Raw genomic sequence first — 12459 nt, forward strand, 5'->3', positions numbered from 1 at the left:
AGGTACGAGATACAAGTTTAGAACTTGTTTACTTGTATCTTGTCTACTTGTCACCTAATAAAACAACATATGAAAAAATACGATATAAAAACCACAGATAAAGAAACCCTCAAAAAATGGTATCACCTGATGACACTCGGGCGCGCCATCGACGAAAAGGCACCTGCCTATCTGTTGCAATCGCTCGGCTGGTCATACCACGCACCATATGCCGGACACGACGGCATCCAGCTTGCCATGGGACAGTTATTTACCAGAGGAGAAGATTTCCTGTTCCCTTACTACAGGGACATGCTTACAGTGCTTTCGGCCGGACTTACCGCCGAAGAACTTATACTGAATGGTATATCCAAAGCTACTGATCCTGCCAGTGGCGGACGCCACATGTCGAACCATTTTGCAAAACCCGAGTGGGGAATACAGAATGTATCGTCGGCCGTAGCCAACCACGATTCGCAGGCAGTAGGCACCGCACGGGCAATGGTTTACTACAAGCATAAAGGAGTAGCCATCGCCTCACATGGCGATTCATCTGTTTCCGAGGGGTATGTATATGAGGCTATCAACGGGGCATCGAATGAACGGTTACCGGTCATTTTTATCATTCAGGATAATGGCTACGGTATCTCCGTTCCGAAAAAAGACCAGACAGCCAACCGTAAGGCTTCGCAGAATTTCACAGGATTCAAAAATGTGAAAATCATATATTGCAATGGCAAAGACGTCTTCGACTCGATGAACGCAATGACCGAAGCCCGCGAATATGCTATTGAGAATCGTATGCCCGCTATCGTTCATGCCAATTGTGTGCGTATCGGTTCACATTCGAATTCGGATAAGCAGGCACTTTATCGTGACGAAAACGAATTGAAATATGTAAAAGATGCCGACCCTCTGATGAAGTTCCGTCGTATGTTGTTGCGTTACAAACGTTTCACGGAAGAGGAACTGAAAGAGATAGAAGCGGATGCAAAGAAAGAGTTGAGTGCTGCAAATAAAAAAGCGTTATCAGCTCCCGATCCTGATCCGAAATCTATTTTTGACTATGTTATGCCTGAACCGTATAAACCTGAAAAATATGTAGACGGTACACATAACGAAGAAGGGGAAAAGAAAAATCTGGTAACAGCTATCAACGAAACGCTGAAAGCCGAATTCCGCCGCAACCCAGATACATTCCTATGGGGTCAGGACGTGGCAAATAAGGAAAAGGGTGGTGTGTTCAATGTATCGAAAGGCATGCAGCAGGAATTCGGGGAAAAACGCGTGTTCAATGCACCTATCGCCGAAGACTACATAGTAGCTACGGCAAACGGGATGAGCCGTTTCGATAAAAAAATACGTATAGTTATCGAAGGTGCAGAATTCGCCGACTATTTCTGGCCGGCTATGGAACAATATATAGAATGTACGCACGACTACTGGCGCAGTAATGGAAAATTTTCTCCGAATATTACTCTGCGGCTAGCTTCAGGCGGATACATCGGCGGAGGTATGTACCATTCACAGAATCTGGAAGGTACACTGACTACCTTGCCGGGTGCACGCATTGTGTATCCTTCATTTGCCGACGACGCAGCAGGGCTGCTGCGTACAAGTATGCGTTCCGAAGGATTTACCGTGTTCCTCGAACCGAAAGCTCAGTATAATTCCGTGGAAGCCTCTACAGTCATTCCCGACGATTTCGAAGTACCATTTGGTAAGGCGCGTATTCGCCGACCAGGAACAGACCTGAGTATCATCACTTACGGAAATACGACGTTCCTCAGCCTAAATGCAGCTGAAAGACTAGCTAAAGAAATCGGCTGGAATGTAGAAGTAATGGATATCCGCTCGCTGGTTCCGCTGGATAAGGATGCGATTTTCGAATCGGTAAAAAAGACCAGTAAAGTACTTGTAGTACATGAAGATAAAGTATTTTCGGGCTTCGGTGCTGAAATTGCAGCGATGATAAGTACAGAAATGTTTCGTTATCTGGATGCTCCCGTACAACGTGTAGGCTCTACCTTTACACCTGTGGGCTTTAGTCCTATATTGGAAAAGGCTATATTACCGGATGAGAACAGGATATATGAGGCTGCTAAGAAACTTTTGGAATATTGAATCTAGTTACAGGTTACGAGTTACAAGGAAAAAACCCTGATTCTCGTAACTTGTAACTCGTAACTAAAATAAAGCATATGAAAAAAATAGGATTGTTTTACGGAACAAGTACAACGAAAACCGCTACCATTGCAAAAAAGGTGCAGGAAGCATTCGGCGATGTAAAAATAGATATCATACCCGTAGAAGATGCATGGAAGAAAGACTTCGAACAGTATGACAATATCATAGTGGGCGTATCTACATGGTTCGACGGAGAACTGCCTACCTACTGGGACGAGGTAAAGCCCGAACTGGAAACCCTGAATATGAAAGGTAAAAAAGTTGCTATCTTCGGGTTGGGTGATCAGGTAAAATATCCCGACAACTTCGTAGACGGGATAGGCATCCTTGCTGAAGCATTCGAAAATGTGGGAGCTAAGATAATTGGACTTACGGCTACCAGAGGCTATACCTTCGATCATTCAGTTGCTGTCCGTGGGGATAAATTTACAGGTCTGGCGATCGATTTCGAGAATCAGCACAGTATGACCGATCAAAGAATAAAAGATTGGGTGGAACAATTGAAAAAAGAATTCGATTAATACAGAATTTTAATCTGTTCTATTAATAAAAGATGTTTATCGACGAACGATAAGCATCTTTTTTCGTAAATATCCATTAATTATAAAATAGAATTGTTAACCCGGTGCAACTTATTATATATTTTAAAGTCTAATGAAATACTGTATAAAATAAAGGGGTGTTCAGTCATTATATGCATAAGAATATTAGCAATAGGACAAACTAAATTGGAGACAAAACATTTAAAGAAATCTTTTAAGTTATCGATTATGAAAAAACTTGTATTGAATAGTATGCTATTCATATCACTTGCTATGGCTTCATTTTCATATACATCATGTAGCAGGCATGCCAAAGCAAATAATGAACCTGTGACTGCAGCTACGGATATTGGATTCCCGAAAAAAGAAGTATTAAACAATTCTGTTCTCTCGGCAGAAGAGCAGGCAAAACTTACTCCCGATACAGTTCTAGAAATCCTCAAGCAAGGAAATAAAGAATTTACGGAAGACAACCTTACCGTACGCAACAATACAGAGCGTGTACGGGAAGCTGCACTCGGGCAATATCCGAAAGCAGTAGTGGTATCGTGCCTCGATTCACGCGTACCGGTAGAAGATGTATTCCATAGAGGAATAGGCGACATATTTGTCGCCCGTGTAGCAGGAAACGTGGTAAATCCCGATATACTGGGAAGCCTTGAATATGCCTGTAAAGTATCGGGTTCGAAACTCATCGTAGTACTCGGACATGAGCATTGCGGTGCCATAAAATCGGCTATCGATGATGTGAAATTAGGAAACATAACAACCTTACTTTCAAAAATACGCCCGGCTGTGACAATGGCATCAAAAGATTATGAAGGAGATAAAACTTCTAAGAATAAAGCATTCGTACAGAAAGTTTGCGATGATAATGTGAAGCTGACTATGGAAGAGATCCGTAAGAATAGCCCGATATTGAAGGAAATGGAAGATAAAGGCGAAATAAAAATCGTCGGAGGAGTTTACCATATGGAAACGGGGCGTGTAGACTTTCTTTGACAAACGGTAAATGTAATTTTCGCCGGCAGGCTGCTATACAAGAGTGTATGCAGCCTGTTTTATTTTTCAGCATTCAGCATTCCAATTCAAAATGATTTTTTACATTTATAGGCTAAAAAATATAAAATGAAAAAACTTATAGTAATATTCACTATTCTGAATATTGGCCTATGTTCTGCACAAACACGCTTTACCAGACAACAGCTTATAAATGATGCGGATACATTGTATCAGGCGATTAATGAAATTCATCCGAACCCGTATTATCAATATTCTAAAAAGGATTTTGACAGGGAATTCAATGAGTTAAAGCATAATCTTCGCGACTCGATGACCAGTATGGATTTTTACAACCTCATCACCCCTTTAGTTGCAAAACTGAATGACGGACATACTAATATCACGCCCTATGCATCCCGGTCGCAAGAGCAAAAGCTTTTTCCCTTCCGTATTAATATAAGCGATAAACATGAAATATTTGTAATAGATTCCTATGGGAAAACTAAATTGCCAAAGGGAACGCAAATAACATATATAAACGGGAAAAATAGTAAGGACATCATTAAGGAATTACTCAGATATATTTTCGGAGAAACAGATTATTTTAAAAAGAATTATCTACAGTTGAAATTCTCAGATTATTATGCTAATACATATGGATATTCTTCCTTTAAGATCGGATATATTGACGAACAGGGAAAAAGCAGAAATATGGATACAAATGGCGTTGATACGGATGTTGTAGAAAAGGCTCTTGGGAGTTTATTATCATTCGAAAAAACGCTTGACTTAACACTGGATGAAACGAACAAAATAGCCATTCTGAGTTTCAATTCTTGTGATATACCAGTGGAGTTTGCACAGGATTTTTTTAAAACATCCTTCGATTCTATAAATAAAATGGGAATCGAATACCTGATAATTGATGCACGTTTCAACGGAGGCGGAACCGATCTTGTAGGAAATGATCTTCTGATGTATATTTCGGATGTTCCATTTAAACAATATGATGGTACAGATACTAAAATAAGCTATCAACTTGCTAAAAGTCATCCGTGGTATCAAAATAATGAAGCAATATGGGACAGGCTGAGAAAAGAGGGGCCGTTTATTATACCTAAGGAAGAAGAGGATAGGTATTTTCTTGATCCATATCCGGATTCCGTACGCTTTCATGGCAAAAAATTCTTATTAACAGGGTTCCTGAATTTTTCTGCCGCTACCGACTTTTCATGGGCATTCTGGAAATTTGGATTAGGCACAGTAATCGGAGAAGAGACAGGCGGTTTGGGACATTCCTTCGGAGCGAGCCTAAATTCGGTATTGCCTAATACCCGATTAAAATATAATGTTTCAAATAAACTTTTCTACAATTATAAAGCTGATAAAAACAGTGTACATGGAGTAAAGCCCGATATAGAAATTCCATACGAAGAGGCACTGGATTATACAATAAATGCAATCAAAAACGGTAAATTATAAATAGCTCTAAATAATCTGACATGAATAAGACAGAAACAATACGCTGCGGCTGGGCAGGCAATGATCCCTTATATATAAAATACCATGACGAAGAATGGGGCATAGAAGTAACGGATGATAAAACGATGTTTGAATTCCTCGTGCTGGAAGGTGCTCAAGCCGGATTAAGCTGGATTACCATTCTGCGAAGACGCGAAGGATACAGGAAAGCTTTTGCCGGATTCGATGTCGAAAAAGTAGCGAAATTCACAGATAAAGACGTGGAAAGACTAATGAATGATGAAGGTATTATCCGCAACAGGCTGAAAATAAAAGCTACGATCACAAATGCACAACATTTTATAGAAATTCAGAAAGAATTCGGTAGTTTCTGCAATTATATAAGATCATTCCTTCCGAAGGGAAAGCCTATAGTAAACAATTGGAAAACATTGGCTGAGATTCCTGCATCGACACCACTATCCGACGCTATCAGTAAAGATATGAAAAAGCGCGGGTTTAAATTCTTCGGCACTACAATATGTTATGCACACCTCCAGGCTGTAGGATATGTAAACGATCACCTTATCGACTGTATATGCAGAACTAAATAGAAAAAATTTATATCAATTCATAAGTGCTTACCTGTATCGGTATGTGCAGGTTATGTAATACTTTCTCTAATAATATGCCTTCTCTGGAATCGTACTCATATCCGAATGTTGCACGTATTCCCTGATAACAGAACTGTGTAGCCCTGTCGAGAGCCATAGGCAGGCTATCTCCCTGCATCATTGCTCCTGTTATGACGCTGGTAAAGGTATCCCCTACTCCCGGATAATGAGCAGGCAAATAGGGGCAGGTTACTTTCCAGAAGCATCCTCCATTACGATTATAAGCATAAACCGAAGTTTGATGAGGATCATTCGCCACCGGTACACTGGTAATAATAACGATAGACGGACCTTTTTCGGAAAGTGACAACAGGTATTCTTTCAGCCGCTCATCTGTATACTCGGTTTCGTAAGGAATGTCTAGCAAGTAAAACAATTCGGTGAGATTAGGAGTAATAATGTCGGCAACTGTTATCAATCGCCTCATTTCTTCAACAATAGCCATATCGAACCCTGTATATAATTTGCCATTATCGCCTAATACGGGGTCAACCACAACAAGATTATTTTCCCTTCTAAAATCAGATATAAAATCCTTTACAATCTGTATTTGCTCGGGCGATCCAAGGTATCCGGAATAAAAAGTATCGAATTCAGCACCCAGCTTCTTCCACTTACTTATTATCTTTTTCATCTCATCTGTTAAATCGAGAAATGAAAAATCAGGATACTGAGTATGACTGGAAAGTATAGCCGTTGGAAGGGGTGTAACCTGAAATCCCATTGAAGTCAGTATGGGTATCACCACCGAAAGTGATACACGTCCTATTCCCGAAAGATCATGAATGGCAACTATTTTCTTTGTTTTATTTAAATACATATGTACTTGTCTTATGTGAAATGATAAAATCGCGTTTCTTATAAATAGAAACGTAAATAAAAGAAATATGTTTTTACATACCTTTGACAGTATAAAAATATCGAAAAATAAATATGAATATGAACATATAAAGCTATAAAAACGTTAAATATATTGTGTATAAACAATATAAAAAACAAAACCATGCGAACTTCACAGCTCACATGGCTTCACACTTCACAAACTACACAAAACTTGCGGTTCTTCCTTAACTATTAAAAAAAATCTAAACTAGTGCTAATAAAATTTATAAAACTACTTTATATATTATATTGGGCATTTTCAACTCCGTTAGGCTATTAGACAATTTCTATAAAAGAAAATTGTATCTTTATGCCAGAGACGAATCGTATAACCTTTTTATTTCGCTCTTATCAGCTACTTTTGTTCAATGGTTTCAAATATCGTCCTTTTACATTTGTAAAAATACACTATGATTACGGGAAAACGGGTACTAATTATGAGTATTTTGCATTTATGTTGTTTCTGATTTAACAGATGGAAATATCAATCATTTCGCTCTCTGTAACATCACCACTCCAGACAGGTCTAATTTATCGATTTGAGATACACGTAAATAGATTTGTTTCGAAAATCGAAACAAAAGCAATCATTTGTAATTATTTTAAGAATATTTACTTTTAGAAAGACCAATCCCCTTAAAAATCTATCTTACAAACACATAGTTAATTATAGAAAAAGTCAAATTAAAATAAGAAATAATTATAGGAAAAAACTTTTCTCGTTTTCAGAGAAATATATTTTGAAAATGAAGCTAAAACCAACAAATTCTGTTTAACAGATAAAGCATTAATACTTGAATAATTTTTCAGTATATTAAATATTTATGCAATACTTTCTTATACGATCATCATACTTTCCTTGCTTTTAACTCCTTGAACGTAACCGTCAAAAAAGAAAGGAATATTATCTTCACTACCGTTTTCAAAACGGCCTTTTACCTTTTCATATGCAAGCAGCGACATTTCGAATTCCGGTTGCCCGGTAACCAATATCGGTTGATTTAAACGATCGTACCAATAATAACGGCCTCCAAAATTCTGCCGGGCGACTTCAAATATATATGCTCCTATCTTAATTACCATTATTCGCTTGGTTTCATCATTACCCTGCATATAGAAAGACGTATTTTCTTCCATTATATCATCCAGAAGCTGAAGGCTCTCAACACTAAAATCGAGTTTAGCAATATCTCCGAATTGTTTTACCAGAGCATTGGCATTTGCCACCATCTCTTCAGCGAACTCCCTACGGTCTTCTTCGGTAATTTCTATTACCTGTTGTTTTTTTCTAAAGAAATCAAATAACCCCATATTGTATCTTAATAATGTAAATCAAAAGTGCAAGTTACGCTTTTTCAGTTATAAAATAAGATATTTCGGAATCTATCCCATGGAATTTATCAATTCTCTTTGCTTCTTGAAAAACTGCACCCGTTGCATTTCTCCACTTTCGGAAATAAGAGTGGATAATCTTTTCAACGATTGAATCCGGTTCTTCATCCTTTCAAACGTTCCCGGATCAAACGAATATACTGAACCCAATGTAAAGACTTTAATATGGCTGATATTATAGTTTTGCATTTGCAGATAGCTATAGGTAGACTCGAGATTGATGCTGGAAAGATAAAATTGCAGTTTAGCCCCCGTTTCAAAAGCTCCTTTCATTGCCAGAACTTCCATATCCTCTACCAATTTCAAGAGGTCTTCTTTGAGAGCAAGAACATCTTCCGTACTAATAAAGCGTATGCTTGCAAAATACTTGATTTCATTCACAAGATAATGGAATATAAGATTATCCCATATATAATATGTATATGATATGTACATAGATTCCTCTACATATCTTTTGTGTATACTGTCCAGTCGCGGGGATATTTTCACATCGTCGAGCGATTTGATATGTGTAGCCCCGTTCCATTGATAGAGCCATTTGAATAAATAAAACTTTGTGAGATAATCATAGTTAAGAAAAACAATTTGTGGAAGTATGTTTGCCGATATTCCCACTTCCCTGTTTTCATCAACACGCGATTCGTAAAGGATTTCATTGAATCTTTCCATCATAACATAATCTACCTCATCCGGGTTTATAAACTCTGTCAACCGGAGTTGAAACGGCCTGTTTTGGGGTATATCTATATTTGTCAACGCATCGAAAGAGATACCTAAAGTTTTGCAGATTGTTGTAGCTTCTTCCATAGTAAAGGGAACCTCACTCCGCAAACGGCGATATACGGCCTCCTTTCCTATACATAATACCTCCATCAGGAAACTGGCAATATTGGCATTTTGAGGCATCTTACTGCGGATGGCATTTAACAAGTTGTCGTGTATTGTTTCTATTTTCATTACCGAATAAAATATAAGGGCATTTAAATATATATAGTTTTATCTCCTCAATAAAGGGCTAAAATTACTCACTGTGAGTTTAAAAACAAAAGATATCCCAATAAAAGTTACTCGGAATATACTTTCTTCGCAAATATTTATTCTCTCTTATTTAACATTTTTATCTATCTTTGCTCATAACAAACTATAATATTGAGTTATGAAAAAGTTCCTGTATTTTATATTTATATGCTCGTTGTGTGTGGGTTTTGCTGGATGTGGTAGTGATGATGACAATAACGACGACGGCGATGATAATGGAAAATTTGTATGGAATGGGAATTGGAATGATGAGAATGACCCGAATTATAAGCCGGAGGGGTATAATCCGATAGAGGGATTGTGGAAAAATATTAATGCTCCTCGTGGTATATATTTTTCTAAAGATTTCGATGCATATGTAGTTACTTTTTATGATGATGGAACTTACAAAAAGAGTTTATGGCGGGAAAATTATATAATCAATAATACAGGATATAGGGTTTCTGACGGGACATGGAGATATAAATTCGATGAAAAAGGTAATTTTTGGACTACACCAAATAAGTTTGACGATAATGATTGGAGAATATATACAAAAGTAAAAGAATAACAATAGAGCCCGGAAATCCGGGCTCTATTGCTTTATATGACATTCCGTATCAGTTTCAATGTCGCTTTCTTCTTACACAACGGGTCATATCCGTCTACTTCCGCTACATAATACAAGTCACCGTTAAATTTTATCTGGCTGTCGGCGATGTTATTATATTCGTCAGGAGTAAGGAAACACTCCACTATAGTGTAAGTATTATCTGTGTCGATAAGCAATGTAAAGTAATTGTTCAGTATAGAATTTCCTGAATTTTTATAATCTAGCTGCATCGGTTTTTCTTTTTCGATTTTGTCCGATACTAATGCGATATCTACTGGGTCTTTCATATTCAAATATGTTTCGAAAGTTTTGTTCTTTTTATACCAAAACCGTTGAGCTTTATTTACATATTTCTTTTTCATAGCTTCCTCATAGTCTACCGTGTTTTCTCCCCATACCTCTTTGTCAGATATGACAGGTATGTACCATTCCTCACCTTTGTTATCTGTAATTTTTTTGAACCAGTTGTACGAAAAATTTGAAGTCTGTTTTATTGTTTTTTCTTCTATGCTTCCGGTCAGGTATTTCCCTCCTCCATCGTCACCGCTATCGGCAACTTTTTTATCCGTCTTAGATTTCTCATAGCCTTCTTCATTTTTGTCTACGGTGTAGCCAACTTCATATATGGCAGGTATTTTCAACGATTGATTTTTCCTATCCATATTTACATTTGCTTTTTTATCGAGGTCGATTATCGCCGAAGTGCTTATTTTCCGTATCTGCTTTGTATTAAGTTCGAAGTTTTTTTCACCCGTTTGTACCAAGTCAAGGTTGAAAGCTTTACAGAAATGTTCGAGCCAGTCATTTATTTTCATATCCGAAGGCAGAAACTTCACCAAATCCAGTTCATTTTCGAGGAATGTTTTATCATCATCCCATTTCATCGCTCCCTTACCTGTACCGTCACTGTCTATTTGTAACCATTCATCCATATCTTGCCTGAATGCTTCTATCGAAAGGTTAAAGTCTACATCGTAGTGCAGCCAGCTCCATTCATTCCCCTCAGATCCCGGATATGTGCTTTCTGTGAGGTCTGAGTTTGAAGTTACAGTTATCTGTTCATCTTTTTCCAACCATACTATCTGGTATATCTGCCCTTCCCCTTCCATGTAGTCGCTGTTGCGCGAAATTTTATTATTTAGAGTGTTACTTATCAGGTTTACAGTGTATTTTGAAGTCGGTTCATATATTACTGTATTATCTTCCTCTTTTGTTGCGTAATAAATAGGGCAATGTGTGGCTGTATATGATTGTTCATCTTTCAAATCCGAATCCCAAGACTTTCCATACCGCTTTGCCATAAGATTACAATAAAGACCATTGGTATCGAGTGGATTGGTTTTATTAAAACGGTTCTTACCGAAAGAAAAGCCACATAGTAGATAAGGGTTTTGCTTTATATCAATGAAATTGACTCCGCCCACCTCCGGAAAATATTTAGTGTCTTTAAAATTATTATCATCAAGTTGTAAAAGGTTATTCCGGTAGAAAACATTATCAAACCCAATCTGGTCGTAACTAATATCTTCACCAACTTTGCGTCTTAGCAGTTTAACTTCAAATCCAAAATCTCTGAAAGTATCCATTCTGCCGTATTCAAATCTATGGCTTCGCGACGATACTACTCTGGTACCGTCGTACTCAACCACCCTATTTCTTGTTCCATCAAGTTTTAGTTTTGCGTCGAATATTATTTTATATAAGCCATCTGCCGGTATTGTAATATAGGTATGATTAATTTTTCGATTATTATTTTCTATTTTAGATTCTTGCCTTACTATTTTTCCTTCATTATTGCCTATAGTTACATTCGAATTTGCTGCATGTAGCATATCGACTGTATATAGATGTAAATCATTATTCTGGTTACCATAATACTTACACTCTGTTTCCCCGTTAGCCAGATTTGTCCAGCTTCCCTTTATAGAGGCACGAGCCCATTTTCCATAATTCCATGGCATATTATATTCTATCGGATTTTTATAACTCATAAATAAGTTTTTCAGGCGTTCATCCGTGAATGCAGTTCCGGTTATATTTAGTTTAGGCTCGGCCTTATCAAAAATACATTTTATAGTTTCCAGACAATTTATAGACGGCGGGAAATTATCAAGGTGAAAATTAACTGAATCGTCCAATAATTCCTTTCCTGTAAATGTTCCATTCAGTTTAGACTCTTTTGGCATCAGCCCATAAAGTACAAACGGGAAAAAGCAATATTTGGATTCTTCGATTTCGCCTTTGTTATATATAGAAATATCAGTCATTTGCTGAAATGGCACTAGCCACTCCCCCGCCTGATTCATCTTCATCTCCCCGAAAATATCCTTCACCGTCTTCTGCGCCGGAATCCCCAGATTACCCTTATAATACTCCTTTGTTATCTCACTGATTTTGAACTTCCCGTCGAAAATCTTTATTCCGTTCACCAGCAACTGCGCATCATACAGTTGCGAAAACTTGCCCTTTACCTCTTCGGTATTCGTATAGCCGAAGATAGCGTTATTAGTCGCCGTCGCGGGCAAAGTGATGTCGTAAGAGCGTTGTGCATCTTTGGTACTCAGCTCTGCCGGATTCAGCAGCTGCCGTTTGAGATATACCGAGAAACTTTCCGGACTTTCTATCTCACATAATTGTTTGTTGATGTAGAGTTCTAAACTTGCCATATTTTTTAATTTGTAAATTAGCTAGATTCGCAAATTCAAAAATG

At 37.7% G+C, this 12459-nt stretch carries 10 protein-coding genes; 6 read left to right on the top strand and 4 right to left on the bottom strand.

Features of this window, described 5'->3' with window-relative positions; all coding sequences use genetic code 11:
* Positions 1–69 precede the first annotated feature (69 nt).
* The 5 genes from K348_RS0103365 (at position 70) to K348_RS0103385 (ending at position 5785) form a co-directional block, all read left to right on the top strand.
* Entirely contained in the window at positions 70–2103 is a 2034-nt protein-coding gene (locus tag K348_RS0103365; RefSeq protein ID WP_029902910.1) for a thiamine pyrophosphate-dependent enzyme, read from the top strand.
* A 77-nt stretch (positions 2104–2180) separates the two neighbouring features.
* On the top strand, positions 2181–2687 hold the full coding sequence (locus K348_RS0103370; RefSeq protein ID WP_029902912.1) for a flavodoxin: 507 nt from the start codon (positions 2181–2183) through the stop codon (positions 2685–2687).
* A gap of 249 nt (positions 2688–2936) precedes the next feature.
* On the top strand, positions 2937–3710 hold the full coding sequence (locus K348_RS0103375; RefSeq protein WP_029902914.1) for a carbonic anhydrase family protein: 774 nt from the start codon (positions 2937–2939) through the stop codon (positions 3708–3710).
* A 126-nt stretch (positions 3711–3836) separates the two neighbouring features.
* Entirely contained in the window at positions 3837–5192 is a 1356-nt protein-coding gene (locus K348_RS0103380; RefSeq protein ID WP_029902915.1) for a S41 family peptidase, read from the top strand.
* Positions 5193–5212: 20 nt separating this feature from the next.
* Positions 5213–5785, top strand: coding sequence for a DNA-3-methyladenine glycosylase I (locus K348_RS0103385; protein ID WP_029902916.1), 573 nt, complete (start codon positions 5213–5215; stop codon positions 5783–5785).
* Positions 5786–5792: 7 nt separating this feature from the next.
* Here the strand turns inward: K348_RS0103385 and K348_RS0103390 are convergent, their stop codons facing one another.
* The 3 genes from K348_RS0103390 to K348_RS0103400 all read right to left on the bottom strand — a co-directional run bounded on the left by K348_RS0103390 (position 5793) and on the right by K348_RS0103400 (position 9076).
* Positions 5793–6665: a pyridoxamine kinase gene (locus K348_RS0103390; RefSeq protein ID WP_029902918.1), complete on the bottom strand. Its 873-nt coding sequence runs from the start codon at positions 6663–6665 to the stop codon at positions 5793–5795.
* An 899-nt stretch (positions 6666–7564) separates the two neighbouring features.
* Entirely contained in the window at positions 7565–8038 is a 474-nt protein-coding gene (locus tag K348_RS0103395) for a hypothetical protein (protein WP_029902920.1), read from the bottom strand.
* Positions 8039–8110: 72 nt separating this feature from the next.
* Positions 8111–9076: a hypothetical protein gene (locus K348_RS0103400; RefSeq protein WP_029902922.1), complete on the bottom strand. Its 966-nt coding sequence runs from the start codon at positions 9074–9076 to the stop codon at positions 8111–8113.
* Positions 9077–9275: 199 nt separating this feature from the next.
* Between K348_RS0103400 and K348_RS0103405 the strand changes: the two genes are divergently transcribed.
* Complete coding sequence (locus K348_RS0103405; RefSeq protein ID WP_051697574.1) at positions 9276–9707, top strand: hypothetical protein; 432 nt, start codon at positions 9276–9278, stop codon at positions 9705–9707.
* 32 nt (positions 9708–9739) lie between these two features.
* Here K348_RS0103405 and K348_RS0103410 read toward each other — a convergent pair whose 3' ends face one another.
* Positions 9740–12415: a hypothetical protein gene (locus tag K348_RS0103410; protein ID WP_029902927.1), complete on the bottom strand. Its 2676-nt coding sequence runs from the start codon at positions 12413–12415 to the stop codon at positions 9740–9742.
* Positions 12416–12459 lie beyond the last annotated feature (44 nt).

Source organism: Prevotella sp. 10(H), from assembly GCF_000711235.1.
Taxonomy (GTDB): Bacteria; Bacteroidota; Bacteroidia; order Bacteroidales; family Dysgonomonadaceae; genus Dysgonomonas.